Origin of the sequence: Nitratireductor sp. OM-1 (assembly GCF_003296175.1) — a bacterium.
Taxonomy (GTDB): Bacteria; Pseudomonadota; Alphaproteobacteria; order Rhizobiales; family Rhizobiaceae; genus Nitratireductor; species Nitratireductor aquimarinus.
In genome coordinates, this window is record NZ_CP029208.1 from 3,857,666 (window position 1) to 3,881,103 (window position 23,438).

General features: G+C 62.2%; 21 protein-coding genes. 7 read left to right on the plus strand and 14 right to left on the minus strand.

Annotated features, from left to right (window positions below):
* Positions 1-65: 65 nt before the first annotated feature.
* The 4 genes from DEJ54_RS18440 to DEJ54_RS18455 form a co-directional block, all read right to left on the minus strand.
* Positions 66-677: a hypothetical protein gene (locus DEJ54_RS18440; protein ID WP_113155845.1), complete on the minus strand. Its 612-nt coding sequence runs from the start codon at positions 675-677 to the stop codon at positions 66-68.
* 144 nt (positions 678-821) lie between these two features.
* Positions 822-1,610, minus strand: a complete 789-nt coding sequence (locus DEJ54_RS18445; protein ID WP_113155846.1) for an alpha/beta fold hydrolase — start codon at positions 1,608-1,610, stop codon at positions 822-824.
* Positions 1,607-3,346 (minus strand): 2-isopropylmalate synthase, encoded by a 1,740-nt coding sequence (gene leuA, locus DEJ54_RS18450; protein ID WP_113155847.1) that lies wholly within the window; start codon positions 3,344-3,346, stop codon positions 1,607-1,609. Before leuA ends, DEJ54_RS18445 begins: the two co-directional genes overlap by 4 nt.
* A gap of 247 nt (positions 3,347-3,593) precedes the next feature.
* Entirely contained in the window at positions 3,594-4,148 is a 555-nt protein-coding gene (locus DEJ54_RS18455; protein WP_113155848.1) for a helix-turn-helix domain-containing protein, read from the minus strand.
* A gap of 229 nt (positions 4,149-4,377) precedes the next feature.
* On the opposite strand from DEJ54_RS18455, the gene DEJ54_RS18460 reads away from it, so the two are divergent.
* Positions 4,378-5,046 (plus strand): DUF899 domain-containing protein, encoded by a 669-nt coding sequence (locus tag DEJ54_RS18460; protein ID WP_113155849.1) that lies wholly within the window; start codon positions 4,378-4,380, stop codon positions 5,044-5,046.
* Positions 5,043-6,347 (plus strand): serine hydrolase, encoded by a 1,305-nt coding sequence (locus DEJ54_RS18465; protein WP_113155850.1) that lies wholly within the window; start codon positions 5,043-5,045, stop codon positions 6,345-6,347. The genes DEJ54_RS18460 and DEJ54_RS18465 overlap by 4 nt, the downstream gene beginning before the upstream one ends.
* A gap of 12 nt (positions 6,348-6,359) precedes the next feature.
* On the opposite strand, the gene DEJ54_RS18470 is transcribed toward DEJ54_RS18465, so the two are convergent.
* The 4 genes from DEJ54_RS18470 to DEJ54_RS18485 form a co-directional block, all read right to left on the minus strand.
* A complete protein-coding gene (locus tag DEJ54_RS18470) occupies positions 6,360-7,451 on the minus strand; it encodes an AbrB family transcriptional regulator (RefSeq protein WP_113155851.1) in 1,092 nt (363 codons plus the stop codon).
* A 109-nt stretch (positions 7,452-7,560) separates the two neighbouring features.
* A complete protein-coding gene (locus DEJ54_RS18475) occupies positions 7,561-8,442 on the minus strand; it encodes a cation diffusion facilitator family transporter (protein WP_113155852.1) in 882 nt (293 codons plus the stop codon).
* Between the two features lie 70 nt (positions 8,443-8,512).
* The gene (locus DEJ54_RS18480; RefSeq protein WP_113156395.1) at positions 8,513-10,702 is read right to left on the minus strand and encodes an anthranilate synthase; all 2,190 of its coding nucleotides are present in this window, start codon (positions 10,700-10,702) and stop codon (positions 8,513-8,515) included.
* A 152-nt stretch (positions 10,703-10,854) separates the two neighbouring features.
* On the minus strand, positions 10,855-11,622 hold the full coding sequence (locus DEJ54_RS18485) for a phosphatase PAP2 family protein (protein ID WP_113155853.1): 768 nt from the start codon (positions 11,620-11,622) through the stop codon (positions 10,855-10,857).
* 143 nt (positions 11,623-11,765) lie between these two features.
* On the opposite strand from DEJ54_RS18485, the gene DEJ54_RS18490 reads away from it, so the two are divergent.
* From DEJ54_RS18490 to DEJ54_RS18510, 5 genes are all read left to right on the plus strand, one after another.
* On the plus strand, positions 11,766-12,902 hold the full coding sequence (locus tag DEJ54_RS18490; protein WP_113155854.1) for a site-2 protease family protein: 1,137 nt from the start codon (positions 11,766-11,768) through the stop codon (positions 12,900-12,902).
* A 313-nt stretch (positions 12,903-13,215) separates the two neighbouring features.
* A complete protein-coding gene (gene rnk / locus DEJ54_RS18495) occupies positions 13,216-13,623 on the plus strand; it encodes a nucleoside diphosphate kinase regulator (protein ID WP_113155855.1) in 408 nt (135 codons plus the stop codon).
* A gap of 226 nt (positions 13,624-13,849) precedes the next feature.
* On the plus strand, positions 13,850-14,380 hold the full coding sequence (locus DEJ54_RS18500; protein WP_113156396.1) for a nucleoside-diphosphate kinase: 531 nt from the start codon (positions 13,850-13,852) through the stop codon (positions 14,378-14,380).
* A 51-nt stretch (positions 14,381-14,431) separates the two neighbouring features.
* Entirely contained in the window at positions 14,432-14,716 is a 285-nt protein-coding gene (locus tag DEJ54_RS18505) for a MerR family transcriptional regulator (RefSeq protein WP_113155856.1), read from the plus strand.
* A gap of 8 nt (positions 14,717-14,724) precedes the next feature.
* Positions 14,725-15,003 (plus strand): TipAS antibiotic-recognition domain-containing protein, encoded by a 279-nt coding sequence (locus DEJ54_RS18510; protein ID WP_113155857.1) that lies wholly within the window; start codon positions 14,725-14,727, stop codon positions 15,001-15,003.
* A gap of 39 nt (positions 15,004-15,042) precedes the next feature.
* Here the strand turns inward: DEJ54_RS18510 and soxR are convergent, their stop codons facing one another.
* The 6 genes from soxR to DEJ54_RS18545 form a co-directional block, all read right to left on the minus strand.
* Positions 15,043-15,486: a redox-sensitive transcriptional activator SoxR gene (soxR, locus tag DEJ54_RS18515; protein ID WP_113155858.1), complete on the minus strand. Its 444-nt coding sequence runs from the start codon at positions 15,484-15,486 to the stop codon at positions 15,043-15,045.
* A 563-nt stretch (positions 15,487-16,049) separates the two neighbouring features.
* Complete coding sequence (locus DEJ54_RS18525) at positions 16,050-17,729, minus strand: formate--tetrahydrofolate ligase (RefSeq protein ID WP_113155859.1); 1,680 nt, start codon at positions 17,727-17,729, stop codon at positions 16,050-16,052.
* 183 nt (positions 17,730-17,912) lie between these two features.
* The gene (locus DEJ54_RS18530; RefSeq protein WP_113155860.1) at positions 17,913-19,037 is read right to left on the minus strand and encodes a DUF2333 family protein; all 1,125 of its coding nucleotides are present in this window, start codon (positions 19,035-19,037) and stop codon (positions 17,913-17,915) included.
* A 22-nt stretch (positions 19,038-19,059) separates the two neighbouring features.
* Positions 19,060-20,343: a DUF6638 family protein gene (locus DEJ54_RS18535; RefSeq protein ID WP_113155861.1), complete on the minus strand. Its 1,284-nt coding sequence runs from the start codon at positions 20,341-20,343 to the stop codon at positions 19,060-19,062.
* 712 nt (positions 20,344-21,055) lie between these two features.
* Positions 21,056-21,463: an endonuclease domain-containing protein gene (locus tag DEJ54_RS18540; protein ID WP_113155862.1), complete on the minus strand. Its 408-nt coding sequence runs from the start codon at positions 21,461-21,463 to the stop codon at positions 21,056-21,058.
* A 63-nt stretch (positions 21,464-21,526) separates the two neighbouring features.
* Entirely contained in the window at positions 21,527-23,437 is a 1,911-nt protein-coding gene (locus tag DEJ54_RS18545) for an AAA family ATPase (protein WP_113155863.1), read from the minus strand.
* Position 23,438 lies beyond the last annotated feature (1 nt).

The window sequence follows — 23,438 nt, forward strand, 5'->3', positions numbered from 1 at the left end:
GCTCGCAAACAGGTCCCTTCATCACGCAGGAAACCACATAAAGCGGGCGAGACTTTGATTTCTCCTCAGAAGCGGGAGAGGAACGCATCCAGTTCGGGGAAGCGGTCCCACATGGCGACGACAACCGTGGCGACACCGACAATGCCGCCCAGGATGACGAAGGCGACACCGCTGAAGAAGCTGCTCCAGGCGCTCCTGTTTGGCGTGGGAGCAACAGTTTCCTGCTCCTGTTTATCGCCGCGCGGCAGCGGCTCCACATCACCTTCCACGGCCCGCTGACGCTCCACAAGGCGCTCGGCAATGTAGCGCGTTACCTGATTGGCGACAGGAGCGATCTCCGCGCTTTCGGCAAGCACCACGCGGCCAAGACGTGTATCGCGGACAAACCGATAGGTGCGGCGGTCACGGCCCATCGCCACATGGGCAACGGCATCGATCCACAACCGGGGCTGCTCACCGGAAGAGATGGCGAAATCGAAGGTTGGATCGTCCGCCGGAACATCGTCGAAAACGGGCTGGAGTTCCTGCGCCAGAAGCTCAAGCCGCGTGCGGCTCGCCTCACGCATCTCCACGACCACATCCGCCCTGTCGGCAGCCGCATTCTTCATCTCGCGCATTGCATCGGAAAGCCTGCGCACATTGGTAACCGAAACTGCGGACTGACCAGCCTCACTCATGGGCGGTACTCCTGACGACAAGGAAGCGTTAACCCATCGTTAACATGGCTAAAACAGAAAATCATCACGTTTTGTTCCGCTCCTGAAAGCGGCGTAAACAAGACGAGTTTAAGGAAAACACGAGGGGAAAGCCGAATATCCGGATCAGACTGCGCCAGTGCTTTCAGCGATGATGCGCGCAATCTCGAACGGTGCCTCCTCCGGCAGCATGTGGCCAAGCCCCGGCAACCGATGCACGATGAAGCTCTCCGGCAACCCGTCCGCCTGATGCGGCGGCAGCACCGCATCGCACGACCCCCATGCCACGTGAACGGGCATGGCAAGCGCCTCCAGCATGGCGCGCGGGAAGGCACCCTGCTCCCCATCACGCACGATCAGAGAACTGATCTCGATCAGCTTCTCGCCTTGCCCCGGAACAGAATTGAGCTCAATCGCCGCTTCGACCACACCGCTCTCAACCTGCGTCTGCGCTCCGAACATCGCCTGAACGGCAGAAGCGATCTCATCGTCGGTGCGTGCATGGGCGCGCGCCGCCATCAGATCGCCGGCAATCTCGGGACCAAAGCCACCCGGTGCAATCAGCGCCAGAGAGGCGACGGACCGGGGCGCAAGATGAGCGGCGAGCACTGCGACCGCACCGCCGAAGGAGTGTCCGGCCAGGTGATATCGGGCAATGCCGCGCGCAGCGAGATCGTCGACAACCGTTTGCGCCACGGACTTGGCCCTGCCGGCGCCCGGCAGGCCAAGCGAACGGGCATGGCCCGGCAGATCATAAGCGATAATGCGAAGGCCCTTGGGAAGCGCGTTGGGCAGCACCTTGGGCAACGCCTTGCGCACGCCCTCCCAGACCCGGTGGCTGCCGGCAAAGCCATGCAGCAAAACGAGGGCGCATTCGCCCTCGCCCGTATCGTCAGCGTAAAGCGCGCGCGTCAACCGATGATCCGGTTGGCCGCCGAAACCACCGCTTCGAGCGATGCCGCGACGATGTTGGTGTTCACGCCCACGCCAAACAGCTTGCCGCCGGGATGCTGGACTTCCATGTAGCAGATGGCCGCCGCATTGGAGCCCTGCTGCATGGAATGCTCGGAATAGTCGATGACCGACATGTCCACGCCGAGATGCTTGGAGAGCGCGTCAATGAAACCATCGACCGGGCCGGTGCCCACGCCCTTGATCACGGTTTCCTTGCCGCCATCGGTGATCGTCGCCTCGACAATGCGCTGTCCCTTGACCGAAGTATCGGGGAAGGTCTGGTGATCGACAAATTTGATGCGCGCGTCCGGCTGGTCGACATAGAGCTCCATGAAGCGCTCATAGATCTGCTTGACCGGCAGTTCCTTGCCCTCACGGTCGGTAATGTCCTGAATGTCGCCACGGAACTCGACCTGCAGATTGCGCGGCAGGTTCAGGCCGTAATCGGCCTGCAGAACATAGGCGATGCCGCCCTTGCCCGACTGCGAGTTGATGCGGATGATCGCTTCGTAGGAGCGGCCAACATCCTGCGGATCGATGGGCAGGTAAGGCACTTCCCACAGCGGCTTGTTGGCCGTCTTGATGGCCTTCATGCCCTTGTTGATCGCGTCCTGATGCGAGCCGGAGAAGGCGGTGTAGACCAGTTCGCCGACATAGGGGTGACGCTCGGGAATGACCAGCTGGTTGCAGTATTCGTAGACATCCTTCATGCGGTTGATGTCCGTGCAGTCCAGCTCGGGATCCACGCCCTGCGTGTACATGTTCAGCGCCAGCGTCACGACATCCACATTGCCGGTGCGCTCGCCATTGCCGAACAGCGTGCCCTCGACGCGATCCGCGCCGGCCATCAGGCCCAGCTCCGTGGCGGCAATGCCCGTGCCACGGTCATTGTGCGGGTGCAGCGAAATCAGCAGGCTGTCGCGCCGGTCGAGATTGCGGCACATCCATTCGATCTGGTCGGCATAGATGTTCGGCGTCGACATTTCGACGGTCGACGGCAGATTGACGATCAGCTTGTTGTCGGGCGTCGGATCAATGATCTCGATGACAGCGTTACAGATCTCCAGAGCCACATCCAGCTCGGTGCCCGTAAAGCTCTCCGGCGAGTACTGGAAGCGATAGCCGCCGCCTGCCTTGGCGGCCATGTCCATGACCATCTTGGCGGCGTCCGTGGCGATCTGCTTGATGCCGGCAACATCCTTTCCGAACACGACACGGCGCTGCAACTCACTGGTGGAGTTGTAGAAATGGACAATAGGGTGCTTCGCGCCCTGCAACGCCTCGAAGGTGCGCGTGATCAGTTCGGGACGGCACTGCACCAGCACCTGCAGCGAAACATCGTCCGGCACGCCGGCTTCCTCGATGCACCAGCGGGCGAAGTCGAAATCGGTCTGCGAGGCAGATGGAAAGCCCACCTCGATTTCCTTGAAGCCCATGTCCACCAGCAGCTTGAACATGCGCGCCTTGCGGTCATGCCCCATCGGGTCGACCAGGGCCTGATTGCCGTCACGCAGATCGACGGAGCACCAGATCGGAGCCTTTTCAATGCGCCTGGAGGGCCAGGTGCGGTCTGCGAGGTCGATCTGCGGATAGGGCTGATATTTGATCGAAGCATCCGCCATGCCCTTGCGGCCCTGTGCGGTTGCTTCACCCTGTACTCGGTTTTCTGCCATGTCAGTCATTGTATGCGCGTCCATTCCATTTTCTCCCGGCACCGGTTGCGTGCGCTCGGCACGGCGGGCCTGTCAACAACAAATCGCGGTTTTGGAGAAAGAGCTGATGCCAGGCGGCGACATCGATCGCCGGGCGCTCCTTCAACGGACCCGGCGATCGCCGATAAGGCCAAGAAGAAGGAGGCTGGAAAATAGCGCGCGAACGGTCTCGCCGACGAAAGCGGCGCGACTGGACAAGATATCTGTCTGACGCGTGATCATGGGAGCTTCATTAAACGACCCCGGCGCGGCTTGCAAGTGCGGTGGACGCCTTGCGCGCCAGCACCTTTTCATAAGCCGCCTGCAAACGCATGCGCACCCCCGGTTCGCCGGCATTTTGCGCGGAAGCCAAGCCCAGGTGCGTCTCGCGCAATTCCTCCATGAACGCATCCCAAAGCGATGGCCCGCCTTCCGCCAGAAGCTTCGCGCGGATCGACAGCTCCTCGCTCACCGGCAGCCATTTGCTGCCCCATGCGCCAATCATGGCGAAGACCGGAACCAGCTCGATGCCCTTCTCGGTCAGGCTGTAAATCGACTTCTGCTTGTGGCTCGGATCATCCGCCTTCGAGACAAGGCCCTCCGCCAGAAGCCTGCGCAGCCTGTCGGCGAGAATGTTGGAGGCAATCCCCTCTTCCGAACCGGTCAGCAGTTCGCGGAAATGGCGGCGGTCGCCGAACATCATGTCGCGCACCACGATCAGGCTCCATTTGTCACCCAGCACCTCAAGCGTGAGGTTGATGGGGCAGCCCGAGCGATGCGGTGCGGCGGTCTTCCGGGTCTCGTTCAATCTGCGCCTCCAGAATCTGATTGCAAGATGCCACCGGGTTGACTCATTCGCAACCAGTTGCAAAACTTAATCAGTCTGTGACTATCGACAGGGAATGGCGGCCCGGAGGAAAATCGCCCCGGATTTTCTGCCACCGCATGTCGGATCGGAGGAACCCGTCTGCGTCTTATCCCTGACCGCGAGCGCGATACCGCGCTCGAACATGCAAGGAAGCGAGGAGGAAACCACAATGACCGCCCCAGAAATCGCATCCCGGGAAGACTGGCAGAAAGCGCGCGCAGTGCTGCTTGAAAAGGAAAAGGCGCTCACCCGCGCCCATGATGCGCTGGCGGCCGAGCGGCGTCGCCTGCCATGGGTTCGGGTCAAAAAAGACTATGCCTTCAGAAGCCCGGAAGGCACGCTGACGCTCAACGATCTGTTCGAGGGACGCCGCCAGCTGATCGTCTATCACCACATGCTCAGGCCGGCTGATCCTTCGCCATGCGCCGGCTGCTGCATGTTCGTCGACAATCTCGGCCACGCCGCCCATCTGAACGCCCGCGACACGACACTGGCGCTGGTCTCCAGCGCTCCAGTTGGCGAGATCGAAGCCTTTCGCAGGCGCATGGGCTGGCCGCAGCGCTGGTATTCCGTGGAGGACAGCACCTTCAACGAGGATTTCGGCGTTACCGGCGGCTTCGGCCTCAACGTCTTCATCCACGAAGGCGACACGGTGTTTCACACCTATTTCACCAGCGGGCGCGGTGTCGAGGCGCTGGGCAGCAACTGGACATTTCTCGACCTCACACCCCTCGGACGTCAGGAAAGCTGGCAAGACGCGCCCGAAGGCATCTCCCAGACGGCACCCTATCAATGGTGGCGGCTGCACGACGAATATGATGCGGAGACGACGGGATGACCGAAGTCCCCTCGCTTTCCCGCCGCCGGCTGATGACCGGTGGTGCGGCACTGGCCTTTTCTTCCGCCATCAGCAACAGGGCGACCGCCATGAACACGCTTTCCCCAAAGGCACTGGAAACGCTGAAAGACACCATGGAAGCGTATGTCGCCGAAGGCCGCATGGCCGGCGCGACATGGCTGATCCATCACGATGGTGTGGATCATGTCGGCACTGCCGGCACGTTTGCGCTGAACGGCAAAGGCGCACCCATGGCCCGCGACACGATCTTCCGCGTTGCCTCGATCACGAAGCCGGTCACGGCGGCGCTGGCGATGATGCTGGTGGAGGATGGCGTGCTGACGCTCGATGGTCCCGTCGATAACCTCTTGCCGGAACTCGCCGACCGCCGGGTTCTGAAACGCCTTGATGGACCACTGGATGACACGGTTCCCGCAAACGGCCCCGTGACGCTGCGCCAGCTCCTGACCATGACCTTCGGGCTTGGCGCGATCATGGTGTTTCCGGACGCATATCCGATCCAGAAAGCCATGCGCGAAGCCGGCATCGCGCCGAGTTGGGTGCTGCCGAAAATGTCGTCCGACGACTACATGGAGAAGCTGGGAGCCCTGCCGCTGGCAGCGCACCCCGGCGAGGATTTCTTCTACAACAACGGGCTCGATGTGGCCGGCATCCTGATCGAACGTGCAACGGGGCAGCGGCTCGGCGCTGTCATGCGCGAGCGCCTGCTCGATCCGCTTGGCATGAAGGACACGGGTTTTCATGTCCCCGCAGAAAAGCAGGACCGGCTGCCGAACCAGTATGGCCCGGATTTTACCATTGGAGGAGCGGAGCTTATCGTCTTCGGGCCGGAACAGGGCGTGGACTTCACCAATCCGCCGCCCATGGATTCCGGCGCAGGCGGTCTGGTGACGACGGTGGATGATTACGCCGCCTTCTGCCGCATGATGCTTCATGGCGGGACGCTGGACGGCAGACGCTATCTGAAGGCCGAGACGGTGGCCGAAATGACGCGCGATCAACTGACGCCCGAGCAGAAGTCAGCCCCGCACGCGACAATGTTCATGGATGAAGGCGGCGCAGGATGGGGGCTTGGCATGTCCGTCGGCCTAAGGAGAACGCGTCCCTGGCTCACACCGGGCAGTTTCGGCTGGAATGGCGGGTTCGGCACCACCGCCTATACCGATCCGCAGAACGGGCTGGTGGGCGTGTTCTTTAGCCAGAACATGATGACATCGCCCGAGCCACCCCGGACCTATATGGATTTCTGGACACAGGCCCATCTGGCCATTGCTGCCTGACGGTGCGGTGCCCTAGCCACCGGCCCAGCGCGCCACCATGCGGCTGATGGGCGGACCGGCCAGAAGCACAAAGAGAAAACGCGCCATCTGCACTGCCATGATGAAGGACAGATTGACGTTCTGCGAAGCGGCAGCCGCGATGATGGCGACCGAATCCATGCCGCCAGGGCTCGTCGCCAGATAGGCTGTCAGCGGGTCAATGCCCCATTCCACATGCAGGAACCAGGCGAGCGCGCCGCAGAAGGCCATCAGCGCCACGATCGATATCACCACCTGCGGCAGCGCCTTGAAAGCGGTGCGCAGAAGCGCCCGGTCGAATTTCAGGCCGATGGTCCAGCCGACCATCATGTAAGCGCCCCCCATCAGCCATGGCGGTAGCTCCAGCGTCAGCCCGCCGCCCAGATGCACCACCGCACCGGCCAGCATGCCACCGAGAAAGAACGGCGCAGGCAGGCGCACCAATCGCCCGAACGCCCCGCCCACCATGGCGGTTGCCAGCGTGATGGCAAAGGCGTTGAAGTCGATGGACGGGAACCACACGGTCGCGGGAACCTCAACGCCCGACGTGTCCACCCACAGCCTGGCGATAACGGCCGCAGCCACGGTGACGAAGATCACCCGGAGATACTGCATGAAGGCCACAAGCCGCGCATCCGCGCCAAACGCGCCAGCCATCAGCACCATCGCCGTGGCCGCACCGGGCGCGGAGCCCCAGACCGCCGTGGTGCCGGGCAGGATCTTCCAGCGGCTGACGATGAAACCCAGAAAGCTGCTCGCCCCCACCGTCGCCACGACGGCAATCAGAAGGATCGGCCAGATATCGACAAAGGAAGCGAGAATGGCCGGCTCCAGCGAACCACCGATCAGAAGCCCGACCAGCGTCTGCGCGGCGGCGAAAACCAGCCCCGGAACGCGAATGCCCGCGCCAAGCGCGCCCATGGTCACCGCCGCCAGCATCGGCCCGATGAGCAGCGCCGCCGGCATGGTTCCATAGAGCATCACGCCGGCAAACACCGCCGTAAGGCACACCAGAAAGAGCCACTGCAGAGCAGGCGTCAGCCGGGTAAGAGGGCCCTCGAAAGTTGCCTGCGGTGCGGTGTCCATCAAACCATGCGTCCTGAATTCTTGCCATCACGGCATACAGGATTGCCGGGCTCAGGGAAATGAGCCAGACGCGGACACGCGGATGGCCGCCCCATTTACCCTTTTGGGATCAGGCGAATTTCGCCTTGTGCGCGGGCTCCACATGGATGGTGACTTCAGCGCCAGGCTGCGATTTTTCAAGCGCGCCCTCGATGCGGTCACAAATGTGGTGCGCGACTTCAACCGTCATGTCGGACGGCACGACGAGATGGAACTCGATGAAGCGGGCGCGGCCTGCCTCGCGGGTTTTCAGGTCATGAAATTCGAGCGCACCGACACTGTTTTCTTCAACGACCCGGTGAATTTCGGCCAGTTCCTCGGGCTCGACAGACACGTCCATGAGCCCCTGTACGGAATCCCCCACCAGATGCCAGCCGTGCCACAGAATGTTGACTGCAACGATCAGCGCCATCACCGGATCGAGCCATAGCCAGCCTGTCACGACAGCCAGAACCAGACCGAAGATGACACCCGCCGAGGTGACGACGTCCGTCCAAAGGTGTTTGCCATCGGCAACCATGGCCGGCGAACGGGCCTTGCGCCCGGTCGAAATGAGGAGCCACGCCCAGAGACCGTTGCCCACCGCCGCCAGCGCATTCACCAGAAGACCGGCCACCGGCGCTTCCAGCGCACGCGGCGCAAACAGTGCGGTCCATGCCTCGTGGATGATCAAAAGCGCTGCAACAACGATCAGAACGCCTTCGAGAACGGCGGAGAAATACTCCGCCTTGTGGTGGCCGAAGGGGTGATTGTCGTCTGCGGGCCGGTGCGCGATGCGCAGCGCATACCAGGCGACGAAGGAGGCCACCACATTGACCACCGATTCCATCGCGTCGGAAAACAGCGCCACGGAATCGGTCAGCCACCACGCCGACAGTTTCAGCCCGAAAATGCCGAACGCCACCACGATGGACCACAGGGCAATACGCTGAAGATCACCGTTGGACGGCATGGTGGTTCCTTTCAATCGACGTCCTGCCCCACCGGGCAGGACCTTCACAGGGCATTACATGCCGAATGTGTCAGGCTGCTTTCACCCGCGCCTTTCGCGGCAGATGCGCCACCACATTCTCGATCATGCGCATACCGGCATTCTGTCCGAGCGTCATGATCGATTCGGGATGGAATTGCACGGCTGCAACCGGCTCATCCTCATGTTCGATGCCCATCACGACACCGTCATCCGTTTCGGCGGTGATCGTGAAGCTGGCTGGCAGACGCGCCGGATCGGCAAAGATCGAGTGATAACGCCCGACTGTCACTTCCGCAGGCAGGCCCGAGAAGACCAGGCTGTTGCCGCTGACGCGGATGCGCGAAGGCTTGCCATGCATCGGTTCGGCTAGCTGCCGCAGCTCGCCGCCATAGGCTTCCACCAGTGCCTGCAGGCCAAGACAGACGCCAAAGACCGGCAGCCCGCGCGCACGGCATTTGGCAATGGTGGCGCTACAGTTGAAATCTTCCGGACGTCCCGGCCCCGGCGAGAGCACGACCAGTTCCGGCTCCACCCGGTCGAACACATCATCGGCAACGGGCGAGCGCACCGTCACCACATCCGCGCCCGTCTGGCGGAAATAGTTGGCAAGCGTATGCACGAAGGAGTCCTCGTGATCGACAAGCAGGATCTTCACGCCCTCACCAACACGGGCGGTCGTGCGCATCTCGTTTTCCATATTGGTCTTCCCGGCATCGCGGATCGCCGACAGCATGGCCGACGCCTTGAGTTCCGTTTCGGCCTCTTCCTCCTGCGGATCGGAATCGAACAGAAGCGTGGCCCCTGCCCGCACTTCCGCCACGCCGTCCTTGATGCGGATCGTGCGCAGCGTCAGGCCGGTGTTCATGTCGCCATTGAAATGCACCATGCCGATGGCCCCGCCATACCAGGCGCGCGGGCTCTTCTCGTTTTCCTCGATGAAGCGCATCGCCCACAGTTTCGGCGCGCCGGTCACGGTCACGGCCCAGGCATGGCTCAGAAACGCATCGAACGCATCCATGCCCTCGCGCAGCCTGCCCTCAATGTGATCGACCGTGTGGATGAGGCGCGAATACATCTCGATCTGACGGCGACCGATGACACGCACCGAACCCGGCTCGCAGACGCGGCTCTTGTCGTTGCGGTCGACATCCGAACACATGGTCAGCTCGGACTCGTCCTTCTTGGAGTTCAGAAGCTTGATGATCTGTTCGGCATCGGCAATGGCGTCATCGCCACGCTTGATGGTGCCGGAGATCGGGCAGGTCTCGACCCGCCGGCCATTGACCCGAACAAACATCTCCGGCGATGCGCCGATCAGAAATTCCTGCTCCCCCAGATTGATGAAGAAGGAATAGGGCGACGGGTTGATCTGCTTCAGCCGGCGCGAAATCTCTGAAGGACGGCGCTCGACGCGCTCCATGAACATCTGGCCGGGCACCACCTCGAAGAGGTCGCCGCGATGGAAGCTGTGCTTGGCCTTCCCGACAAGACGCGCATATTCGCCGGGCGTGTGATCGCCACGCGGCGGCGCTTCCGCCGCTGGTTTGAATGTCTCGCACGCGCCCTCACGCGGCAGGCCTTCAGTCGAAAACCCTTCGCCCGCATAGTCGTAGCGATCATGCCAGGCTTTTGCCGCATGATGGTCGACCACGAGAATTTCGTCCGGCAGGTAAAGCACCAGGTCGCGCTGGCTCTCCGGCCGGTTCAGGGTCTGTTTGATCGGGTCGAACTGGAAGGCGAGATCATAGCCAAACGCGCCATAAAGGCCGAGATTGGAATCCTGATCGGAATGGAAGAGTGCGGTGACCGACCGCAGGACGGTGAAAACCGTCGGCGCGCGCGAACGCTCTTCTTCGGAAAACACGCGGTCAGGCTCGGCCACCGTCAGGGCAAGGCGCGTCTCGTCACGCTCGCGCACCGTCACCGTATCCAGTGCGGCAACCACATCGGCGATGATCGGCAGCAGCGCCTTGCCGCGCGCGTTCAGCGCCTCGATCTTCATCGCGCGCCCACGCGCCGAGATCACCAGCGGCGGGTCGATGATGGCCGTGTCCCAGCGCGTGTAGCGGCCCGGATATTCGTAATTCGAGGAAAAGACCGCGCCACGGCGCTCGTCCAGCGCATCGATATAGGCATCGATGGCGCCCGCATAGGCGGTCTCCACACGGCTTCGCGTGATGGTGACGCCGCCCGCCGTCGCAAAACGCTCGGCGCCATTTTCCAGAACTTCCAGGCTCATCATATGCTCCCTTTTTCAGGCATCGCCGGGAAGCGCAGACAAAAATGGCCGCCCGGTTTTCACCTGCGGCCATGGTCTTTCTTTACGCGCACACTGCACGGTTGGCCGCTGTTAGCGAACCCACCACCAGAGATTTGCGCAAGAAATCGTTGTCATGGCTTTTCCATAGCGTCCGCCGGGCTCTCGCGCAACTGGTTTCCCGCGCCATTCGCAAGCCTTTTGCCGCGATAAACCGCCAGCAGGCTGAGGCAGAGCCAGGTGAAGCTCGCCCAGGCAGCACCAAGCGCCCAGCCCGCCGCAACGTCGCTTGGCCAGTGAACGCCAAGATAGACGCGGCTAACGCCGACGATGAATGAAACGAACACCGCAACCGCCAGCACATAGAGCCTGACGCGCCAGTCGGGGAAGAAGCGGATAACGAGGGCCGCAAGCGTCAGATAGGCCACCGTGGTGACCGTGGCGTGACCGCTCGGAAAACTTGCCGTGTGGATCACATCCAGATGCTCCACGATGTCAGGTCGCGGCCGCTCGTAATAGTGCTTGAGCAGGTAAGAGACGAGCGCCCCGGAGCCCACGGAAAAGAGGGCGTAGAACGCCGCGCCATAGCGCCGCGTCACCACCAGAAGCCCCGTCACCACAAGAAGCGAAATGATGATGACCGGATAGCCGCCAATGGCGGTGATCTCCAGAGCGGTCTCCTCAAGCCATGGCGGCCCGATTGGATCGCCCGGATCCGCGGCAGTGCGCATCGAAAGCAGCACCCGCTCATCGAACGCCTTTATCTCGCCCTCGGCCACTTCATCGGCGATGGCGAGAAACACAAAGGAACCGACCGTCAGAACCAGAAGGAGCAGCGCCGGAGCCAGTGCCCTGCGCCTGCGCGAAACCCGCTGAATGAAGCCTTCCGTCTCAACCGTCATACCCACTCAACTCTCTCAAACAGATGATCCTGCAATGGCTCGATGCCAACACGATGCCGGATGCCAACACGATGCCCGATGCCAACACGATGATTGTCACCTAAATAAGGTATATACGGTTGTTGCCAACTGGAGCGACGTTCATGGGCTGGTCTTTCAACATCGGAAAAATCGGTGGCACAGTGCTCAGGGTGCATGTCACCTTCTTCCTGCTGCTGGTCTGGATCTGGTTCATGCACTACCAGATCGGTGGAACGGCAGCCGCATGGGAAGGCGTCGCCTTCATCGTCGCGGTGTTCGCCTGCGTGGTCCTGCACGAATTCGGTCATGCGCTTGCCGCGCGCCATTACGGCATCAAGACACCGGACATCACGCTTCTGCCCATTGGCGGGCTGGCGCGGCTGGAGCGCATGCCGGAAGAGCCAAGGCAGGAGCTCGTGATCGCCATCGCCGGCCCGATGGTGAATGTGGTCATCGCCGCGCTCATCATCTTTGCGCTTGGCGGCACCGCCGGCATCGAGCAGATGCTTCAGGTGGAAGATCCGCGCGCCGATTTTCTCGTACGGCTGGCCGGCGTGAACATCTTTCTCGTCCTGTTCAACCTCATTCCCGCCTTCCCCATGGATGGTGGCCGCGTGCTGCGCGCGCTTCTGGCAACCCGGCTGAGCTGGGCCAAAGCGACACAGATCGCCGCCAATATCGGACAGGGGCTTGCCTTCCTGTTCGGTTTTCTGGGACTGCTCTACAACCCGCTCCTCATCTTTATCGCCATCTTCGTCTATCTCGCGGCCTCTGCAGAGGCCCAGAACGCCCAGATCAAGAGCGTGGCCAACAGCGTTCTGGCGGGCGACGTGATGGTCACGAAATTCGCCACGCTGAGCCGTTCGGCAAGCATCGGCGAAGCCATCGACCTTCTGCTCGCCACCACACAGAACGAGTTCCCCGTGGTGGATGCACAGGGCCATCTGGAAGGGCTGATCACCCGTAACGACATGATCCGCGTGCTGCGGGATGCGGGGCCGGACGCCCCAGCCGCAAGCGCCATGCGGGCCGGCCTTCCCACCATCCACAAACAGCAGAGCCTGACCGAGGGCGTGCGCCTGATGCAGGAAACACAGGCCCCCGCCGTGGCCGTTCTGGACAGTCATGAAAGGCTTGCAGGCCTCATCACCCATGAAACCATCGGCGAAATGATCATGGTGCGCGCGGCAATGCCCGAGGGCTTTCGCTTTGCCGCCCTGCGGAAGCGAAACAGGCGCAACATGCAAGACCGGGCATAACATGTCACCGCATGATGCATTTACCGAAACTGCCTTGACATCGCCCCATCTGCGCACCACGTTTAGCACATGAGCACGAACCGAAAGCACATCTCCGTTCTTTTCCGGGTATGTCCCATTGCGGGATATTGACCCCCGGTTCGGTGCTGTGCGCCTCCGAACCGAGGGGCGCGTTTCCGTCTTCCGATCGATAGATCGAGTTTGAACGGCGGAACGAAACTCAGGGCGCATCACTTAAAAATTCGAACTACAGTCGAAGCCTGACCGGCACGCACAGGAGTTGCGTGACCGCACTATTCGCATGGACAAGCCAATGCAGCAGAAGACAGGGCGCAAGCCGAGCATCACGATTTCCCAGACCGACTATGATCGCCTCACCGGCCTCGCCGAAGCGCTGGAAGATCGCAATCCCGAGGTGTCGGAAACCATGATGGCCGAACTCGACCGGGCGCGCGTCGTGCGCGACGGATCGCTCGCCGCCACCGTCGTGCGCATGGGTTCCACCGTCGTCTACACAGCCGACGAAGGCCCCGAAAAGACCGTGACGCTGGTCTATCCCGGCGATGCCGACATCGAGAAGGGCCGCATCTCCATCACCACGCCGGTGGGCACCGCGCTTATCGGCCTCAAGGAAGGCCAGTCGATCAACTGGTCCGCACGCACCGGCCAGACCCACAAGCTGACCGTTGTGCGCGTGACGCAGGAAGAAAAAACCGCCTGAGCCACCAGCCCCGAGTTGGCGACCCCTGGTTGGAAAAATGACTGGTCCACATCACCGTTTCTTCACGGGACATCTCCTGACGGGAGCCTAGCCCCTGCGCCACAGCCTTTCGGCGCAGGGGGGCCGCTCGACCGATATTCAGTCTGCGCAGCCGCAGTGAGGCCGCGCGGGTTTGTTTGTTCGCGGTCTCCCGTCACGAAGCGCGGGAACCGCGTTGGAGATCGCCATGTGGACCAGACAGGGTTGCATCCTCACCACCAAGGATTTCACCATCCTCGAATTCCTGCAGGAGCGCAGGCACAGGTTCAGCGAAGCCTATGCCACGCTTCTGCGCGCCAAGCTTGACGGGGCAACGGTCATCTTTCGCGAAGACGTGCCGGCGAATGTGACCACGCTCAACAGCCGCGTGCGCTACCGCATCAACGGCGAAGCACCGCAGTCCCGCATCATCAGCCACGAGGAGCTGCAGGGCTTTGTCGGCCTGACGCTGCCCCTCACCACCCTGCGCGGTCTGGCCCTACTCGGCCTTTCAGCGGGCGATACGCTCGTCCTGCCCCACGAAGGCGCGGACACGCCCGACCGCATCACGCTGGAAGAGGTGGTCTATCAGCCCGAGTCCGCACGGCGAAAGATGGGCGCTTCATCGCAGCCACGGCCTGCCCTGCGGCTCGTTCACAGCGCAGAAGCGCCGGCGATGGCGCAACCCACATTCATCGCACCGGGCGGTGATGACGATCCCGGTCCGAGCGCCGCTTGACCCTCACACAGCGTGAGGGATTGTCCCTCCTGTCCTGCGGAGGCGCGTGTGATGAGAGAATGGACCGTCAGTGAACTGGCGAGGCTTGCCGGCATCTCGGTGCGGGCGCTTCACCATTATGACGAGATCGGCCTTCTTGTCCCCGCGTGCGTCGGCGAAAACCGCTATCGCCATTACGGTGAGGAGGAGCTGCTGCGCCCGCAGCACATCCTCCTTTACCGCGCGCTTGGACTGCCGCTCGAAAAGATCGGCGCCATTCTCGACGATCCCCATTTCGACGGCCTGACGGCGCTGCAAGGGATTCATCGGGAAGCAAGATCGATGACCGGCAGATAGCAACACGTATGCGGGATCTGGCCGGGATCGAAGCCAGCCTCGTCAAGGCAATGCAGAACAGCACGGTTCCCGAGGCACGCGCTCTCGACACCGCGCTCAAGGGGCAGCGGGCGTGGGTTTCAGACATGTGGAACAGGCCCTGCACGCCGACCGCCTATGCTGGTCTTGCAGACATCTACGAGAGCCACCCCGACTTCGTCCAGCGCGATCAGACGCTGGGCAAGGGCTTTTCCAGATGGCTCCCCGCGGCCATGCGCGCCGGCGCAAGGCGCATGCCGGAAGCCTAACGCAAGTCCCCGAAAAGCGGAGATGCTCCAACGCAGGACCTATCCCCTGCTTCCCACCCAGTATCGCGGCCCCGGCCCCGACCGGCTCGCCCGGTCGGCCGGGTTCGTGAGCGCGCATGTCTCCAGTGATAGGCAGCCGCAGGAGATGCATTCGGTGAGCCCGCGCTTCAGCCGCTCCATCTCTGCAATGCGCTCGTCAATGCGTTCAGTCCAGCTTTCAGAAAGACGCGCCCAGTCATCGCCCTTGGGCACATGATCGGTGGGCAGCTTGTCGAGTTCGGCGCGGATCTCATCGAGCGAGAGCCCCACCCGCTGCGCAAAGACGATGAAGGCCACGCGGCGCAGCACAGCGCGCTGATAACGCCGGTGCCCGGAGCCTGCGCGTTCGGAGACGATCAGCCCCCGCTCTTCGTAATAGCGCAGCGCGGAAGCCGCGACGCCACTGCGCCGCGATACCTGATTGATGGTGAGCATCGATGCCATGACGGTCTCCTCCAGCTTCAGCTCCAGCTCCAGCTCCAGCTCCAGCTCCAGCTCCAGCTCCAGCTCCAGCTCCAGCTCCAGCTCCAGCTCCAGCTCCAGCTCCAGCTCCAGCTCCAGCTCCAGCTCCAGCTCCAGCTCCAGCTCCAGCTCCAGCTCCAGCTCCAGCTCCAGCTCCAGCTCCAGCTCCAGCTCCAGCTCCAGCTCCAGCTAAGAAGCTCTCACAGGCCGGCTTCCAAATTCAAGCTCAATTGAACTTAATTTTTATACGGCACAGAGCTTTTTAGGAAACACGTTATTGCACAGTCCGGCATCGCAAATCCGGGGTCTCAGGCCCAGGGGCGCAAATCCGGTGTCGCAGGTCCGGAGGCGCAGGCCCGGCATCAGATGCAGTGGACAATCCGGCATCTCCCTGCGATGAGCCGGGCCAGCGCGCACCAGCCTGCGCCCCCCGAGCACCACCAACACAGCCTGCCGCTCGCGCCCGACCGGCGAAAGCACCACGCCAGTACCGGCCAACAAAAAGGCGGGCTTGCGGCCCGCCTCCTGCTTTCCGACTCAACTTATCAGGAAAGTCCTTCGATCTGCCCGTCATCGTTGAGGAAAATATGCTCAGATGACGGCACTTTGGGCAGGCCCGGCATGGTCATGATCTCACCGCAGATCGCCACCACGAAACCGGCGCCGGCGGAAAGCCGCACCTCGCGGATCGGCACCACATGCCCCGTGGGCGCGCCACGCAGATTTGGGTCGGTGGAGAAGGAATACTGCGTCTTCGCCATGCAGACGGGAAGATGGCCATAGCCCTGCTCTTCCCACTGCTTGAGCTGGTTGCGCACGGATTTGTCGGCAACCGCCTCGGACCCGCGATAGATGCGCTTCACCACCGTTTCGATCTTCTCGAACAGCGACATCTCGTCGGCATAAAGCGGGGCAAACTGCGAGACGCCGCTCTCGGCCAGCGCCACCACCTTGTGCGCCAGCTCCTCAATGCCGGCGGAGCCTTCCGCCCAGTGCCGGCACAGAATGGCCTCTTCGCCCTGCTCGGCCACATAGGCCTTCACCGCCTCGATCTCGGCATCCGTATCGGTGTGGAAATGGTTGATGGCGACAATGGCCGGCACGCCGAACTGCTTCACATTCTCGATATGGCGTCCGAGATTGGCGCAACCGGCCTTCACCGCCTCGACATTCTCCGCGCCCAGATCTTCCTTCTTCACACCGCCATTCATCTTGAGCGCCCGCACGGTCGCAACGATGACGGCAGCAGCCGGCTTCAAGCCCGCCTTGCGGCACTTGATATCGAAGAACTTCTCCGCGCCCAGATCCGCACCGAACCCGGCTTCGGTCACCACATAATCGGCGATCTTGAGCGCCGTCGTGGTCGCCATTACCGAGTTGCAGCCATGGGCAATGTTGGCGAAGGGGCCGCCATGAACGAAGGCGGGATTATTCTCCAGCGTCTGCACCAGATTGGGCTGCAGCGCGTCCTTTAACAGCACCGTCATCGCGCCATCGGCCTTGATGTCGCGCGCAAAGACCGGGCTCTTGTCGCGGCGGTAGCCGACGATGATGTCACCCAGACGCTTTTCCAGATCTTTCAGATCGGTCGCAAGGCACAGAATGGCCATGACCTCGGAGGCCACGGTGATGTCAAAGCCCGCCTCGCGCGGAAAGCCGTTTGCCACGCCGCCCAGCGAGCAGACGATCTCACGCAGCGCCCGGTCGTTCATGTCCATCACACGCCGCCAGGTCACACGGCGCGTGTCGATCTCTTCGGCATTGCCCCAATAGATGTGGTTGTCGATCAGCGCCGAGAGCAGGTTGTGAGCCGAGGTGATGGCGTGAAAATCGCCGGTGAAATGAAGGTTCATGTCCTCCATCGGCACCACCTGGGCATAGCCGCCGCCGGCGGCCCCGCCCTTCACGCCGAAGCACGGGCCGAGCGAGGCTTCGCGAATGCAGATCGCCGCCTTCTTGCCGATGCGGTTCAGTCCATCGCCAAGCCCCGCCGTCGTCGTGGTCTTGCCTTCGCCAGCCGGCGTCGGATTGATCGCCGTAACGAGGATCAGCTTGCCGCCCGTGTTGTTGCGGGTCTCTGCAATGAACTCGGCCGAAACCTTTGCCTTGTCATGGCCGTAGGGCAGAAGATGCTCGGAGGGAATGTCCAGCCGCGCACCGATCTCCTGGATCGGCTTTTTCTTCGCCGCCCGGGCGATTTCGATGTCGGATTTCATTTCGGCCATGACGATGATTCCCTCTCCCGATGGTCCGCAACGTTTGCCGATTGGCATAAAGCCGCGAATTGAAAACGTCCACCGTCGCAAAAGAGGCGCACAATGCGTGAAATGCGACAGGCTGCGTTCGACAGTGGTGGTGAAACGACAGGCGCGCGAAAAGCCGCGCCTGCCACACAGTGGCGAACCGGATTAGCGGTCGAGAACGAGGCGCAGTTCAACCAGGTTGGAGCGCACCCGCAGGATGTAGAAGCCCATCGTGGCCAGATGCGTGGGCATGATCCACCCATCCTCACGCCCATTGGAAATGATGAAGGGCTGCACGTTGAGCGCCGCGCGGAACTGCTCTTCCGTCGTGTCCCAGAGCGAGCCGAGCGAACGCTGCTTGATAACGTCCTCGAAGTCCGCGCCCGCTGCCGTCAGGAGGCCGTAATAGGCATAGAGCTGGCCATAGGCGAACCAGAAGCGGTCATCCGCACGCGTGTCGAACCAGCCAGAATTGTAGTTCTCCGAACGCTGGCGCAGCAGGTCCGAGGTCGACCCCAGATCGCTGGCGATGCGGTCGAGAAACTGGATCAGATTGTCGGCGCGGGCGTCAAAAACCGCCTCGCAGCTTTCAAGCCGGTCGTTGAACTTGCGCAGGTCGCGGATGGCGGACCGGTAGAAGCTGGGCGTCGGCGTCTTAGGACCAAACGGGCTCAGGCCGAAATACCAGGTTTCCTCATCGAAGGTCAGCGCACCGCGCGCATTCTGCAGATCACGGTCGATCTGCGACGTGCCGCGCACACGCCCAAGCGCATCCACCAGTTCGATGGCGCTGCGGCGGGCCGCCTGGTTGATGCCGCGCTGGAACGACGCCTTGTTGTCGAAGAAGGGCGTGTCATCCCAGTCGAGCGCGAAGAAAAAGCCGAGCTTGTAGAGCAGCATGGAGGAAATCCATGCATTCTCATTGACGTTGAAATCGGTCAGATCCGCCGTCACGTCGACAATGGCCGAGCGTCCGCAGGTGCGCGTCTCGCCGCCCTGTGTGGCAGCGGTCTGCTCGCCGGCGGAAACGCTGCGCTCCTCCAGCTTGTACTCTTCCACATAGTCCGGATTGAAGCCGGTCCAGACCTGCGTCTGCCAGAAGAAGTATCCGTAGAAACCCACGATCACGAGCAGCGCGAGACCAACGGAGCCGCGCACGATCCAGCCGCGGCGCGTGTACCAGCGCCCGACCGCCATGAACGGCCACAAGATCCAGGCGATCACGAGCCCGATGCCCCGGCCGATCCAGTGAAACACACGGGTGAAAAATTCAACGATCGGATCGAGCACGAAGCGCCTCCCTCAGGCGTTTTTAATCCAAGCCATAGAGGCGCTTTCTCAGCGCCGGTTTATCCCTGAGATAAGCGGTTTTGAGCTGCGCCACAACATATTCGCGCCAGGCGTCGGAATAGCTCTCGTAATCCTTGTAGAAACCCTGCTTGTTGAAAACATAGCGGGCGATGAAATCGGACGGCACAAAGTCGGAAATCAACCTGTTGGTGAGCCATGCATCCGGATGTTCAGGATCGGCCCGCGTAACGAGAAAGCGCAGGCGCGGCGGGATTTCCTCGATCTTGAGCCTGCCCGTCTGGCTGATCTCACGCACGGCGGCATTGAGGAAGGGAATGCTCCCCTCGCCCGCCACCAGCCCGGCATTGCGGTGTGTCCAGGTCTGCAGCCAGACCGGGTCGACGCGCGCAAAATCCGTATCCGGGTTTTCGCGGCGCACCAGATCAAGCAGCACCATCTCGCCGCGATGGGCAAGATAGTTCGACCGTTCGATCCACGAGGCGCGCGGCAGCTGAATGCGGCCCGTCTCCGCCAGAAAGCGGAAGATGCGCGCCGGATCGTCCTTCGACAGATAGCTCACCTGCCATGGCCGCGAGCGGCGAAAGCCCGGCGTTGCCGGATCGGCGATCACCGTTGTCGTGTCGCGGTCAATGAAGATGTAGACGCCGCCGAAATGGCTGGTCCAGTAGGCGTCATGGCGAAACACCACCTGTTCCGGCACGAGGCTGTTTTCGCGAATGTCACCGGTCTCGCGTGCAAGCGCCACCATGCGGTTGAGCAGCGCATCGTCACGCCAGGCATCCGGCTCGTGCTTCACCCGGTCGGCCAGCCGCCCCAGTTCCGCCGCCTTGCCGAGCAGGTCCTCCGCCGAGAGAACCTTGAACTCCACCTGCACGATGGAGAGCAGATCCTCTATGTCGCGCACCTGGTTCACCTGCTCCTCGATCTCGCCATAGACCACATCCTTGATCGTGATGGCGTTGATGGCGCGCGCATTGGCCATCATGAACTCGTAGACGAGCTGCGAGGTGTTGGAGAAGGCCGTGTGAACCACCGGCAATTCGATCTGCGCCGGTGTCAGAATGATGAAGCGCCGATTGACGCCATTGGGATCGAGGTACTGGATATCCTCCAGTTCCTCGGCGATCTGCGGCGAGAAGCCGGTGCGATCGATCTCGAAGGAAGCAAGCTTCGTCTGCGGCACACCAAAGGCATCCAGCGCCTTGTTGTAACGCGCAATCAGATGCGGCTCCTCGATCCTGAGCAGGCGGCCAAAAATAAGGTCGTTGTCACGCAGGAGGTTCATGACGCCAGCCCCTCCCACTGCACGCGTAAAAATGGAAGCATAAACGTCGCGGCCATCCGCCTTCTCCCCGTACTCACGGGGAGAAGGTCCCGGCAGGGGGATGAGGGGTCGGCTGGCAGATGAAAGCGGTGTAGCAACCGGAGCGCCAAAGCGCCCATGATGCGCCGAAGCCTTACCGGTCGCGCTTGCCCCTCATCCTCACCTTCTCCCCGCACACGGGGAGAAGGGCGCGCAGACGCCGGTTTGTCATTTCGAACGGGTCTGCTCATGCCCTGCGAGCGTTCGCGAACTCCCCGGTCCGGGAGTTGCAATTGACCAGCAACTGGCGCCTCGCCTCTGGCCAGCCTCCTTCTCCCCGCACCCGCGGGGAGAAGGTCCCGGCAGAGGGATGAGGGGCCGGCTGGCAGATGAAAGCGGTGTAGCAACCGGAGCGCCAAAGCGCCCATGATGCGCCGAAGCCTTACCCGTCGCGCTCGCCCCTCATCCTCACCTTCTCCCCGCACGCGGGGAGAAGGGCGCGCAGACGCCGGTTTGTCATTTCGAACGGGTCTGCTCATGCACCGCGAGAGTCCGCGGACTCCCCGGTCCGGGAGTTGCAACTGACCAGGAACTGGCGCCTCGCCTCTGACCAGCCTCCTTCTCCCCGTACTTACGGGGAGAAGGTCCCGGCAGGGGGATGAGGGGCAAATGCCTGCTTCAAAACTCAACTCGTTCACCTTTCACGATCCTTTGCAGGAGCAAACCGCATGTCATTCGCCACGACGGCCGACGAAAGCCGTTCCTCCAGAACAGCCAGAATCGTTTCAAGCACCTGTTCCCGCTCTTTCAGAACATCGACATTCCAGAAACGCAGCACAGACCACCCCTTCTCGTTCATATAGCCATCGCGACGCCGATCCGCAGTGTTTTCAGCATGTTGACTGCCATCGACTTCGACCACAAGGTGCTTCTCCCTGCAGGCGAAATCAGCAAAATACGCCCCGACAGGAAGCTGCCGTACAAATTTGAAGCCGTTCAACCGACGATTTCTCAGTTCCGACCACAGGGCTTCTTCCGCATCGTTTTCGGCGCGGCGCAGGGAGCGCGCCCTTTCGGTCTGCTCTGGCTTCGCATTCCGCATGGCGCTCGCCCCTCACCCGCCTGCCGGCACCTTCTCCCCGCGAGCGGGGAGAAGGAAGCTCACTCAACCGCCCCACACGCCCCTCGCCTTCATGTCCTCGATCTCGCGCAGCGCGCGTTCGCGCAGGCGCTGGTCGCGGACGATGCCCGAAACGGCGGCATCGTCGGAGCGGTCCGAGTAGCGGAACTCCGAATCCGCGTAGCGATTGATCTCCTGCATCACCATGTCCATCGTGAATGGCCGGCGCAGCTCGGCGATCATCGCTTTCTTCTCGTCATAGCCCCGGCGCATGAAGGCTTCGGGCGTCTCGAACCATTCGTCGGGAAGCTCGATATCCATGGCGCGCATCTTGATGGCGTCGGTGATGTTCTTGATGGCGCGGCCAGTGAAGCGCGGCTCCGCCAGCTTGATCTCATGCAGATAGGCGCCAATATCCGTCAGCGTCTTCGGCTCGCCGCGATCGTTCAGGAAGCGCTCATAGACTTTCGCAAGCCCGTCTTCCTGCGGTCTGGAATGCGCCTCATAGGCGGTTTCGACCGCGCGCTTGATCTCCTGCGTGGCGTAAAGCGCGTGCTCGCCAAGCGGGATCGAATGGTTCTTGCCGGCCAGAAGCACGAAGATGTCGACATAATCCTCAAAAGTCTGCGGCCCGTCGACAAGCCAGCGCGCGCCGGCGCGCTGCCGCAACGCGTCGTCCACATTCTCCGGATAGTTGGAGAACATGCCGAAGGAGCAATTGCCGCGCACCACCGTGCCCGCACCCGCAAAGCTCTCCATCAGAACGCCCGTCACCTCCTGCTGACCGGCAGACGCCCGGTCGTCGGAGCGCTTGGCCGCCACCTGGTCGATGTCGTCAATGGTGCCAAAGCCGATGGCGCGCGGGCTCAGCACATTTTCCACGAACTGCTTGCAGTTCTGGCCCGACTTGCCCTGATAGGAGGAAATCTGGTCGACGCCGAAATTCTCGTAGTGGAACGGCACGCCCGCCACCTGGCAGTAATCGTTCAACAGCCCGGCGGTCATCTGGATAAGGATGGTCTTGCCGGTGCCCGGTGCGCCATCACCAATGAAGGTGAACAGAAAGCCCCCCAGCTCCACGAAGGGGTTGAGCTGGCGGTCGAAATCATAGGCCATCAGCATCTTGGCGAGCTTCATGGCCTGATATTTGGCAATGTGGTTGCCGATGATCTCGTTGGGCTTCTTGAACGTCATGACAAGCGGCTTGCGCCGGCTTCCCGGCGCAATGTCGAACCCGTCCAGCGTGAAATCGTCGCCCTCAAGCCGCATATGCGTGTCTTCAAACGCGCCGAGACCGGTGAAACGGCCGCGCCGCTGCAACAGCCCCTCGATTGCGACGCGGGCAAGCGCGCGGGCGCGCGCCGTCATTGCCGTGTCGTCGGCAGCACCCGTGATCGCCCCATCAAGCGCGGCAAGAACGCTCTTCAGCGCATCCTGCGGCGTGTCGAACTGAAAGTCCGGCTCATCCGTGTCATTTACCGGCTCGCTGTCGGCGTCGAGCATCTGCAGGAGATAGGAGGAGAGCGTGAAGGCCGCGACATAGGCCGAAGCCTGCAAAAGCGCGTGATAGGTCTGCGCCGCATCGCCCTCAAGCGGGCTGCGGGCGTTGCGCTCCTGAAGGCTTTCAAGCTCGGTTGACCGCGCGAAGACATCGGCCACCGCAAGCGCCACTGCCGCCCCGCGCCGGGCGCGGAAAAGAAGCGTGTGCTGCGCAATGGAGAGCATCGGGTCGCCCTGGCGGATGGCGGCAATGGTTTTCGCCAGCTCCACCTCACGCGTCCTGCGCAATGCGCCGGTGGAAACGGTCGAAACGAAACGCCGCCCGGTGCCGGCAAGCCCGGTGCCGGAGCGGCCGCCATCGGCCTGAAGAACCACGAAGCGCGTCACAAGGCTCTGCGCCGTCGCCCGGTGCTTCTCGATGTCTTTCTCGTCGATGGTCGTCAGGCCGGTGTCCATG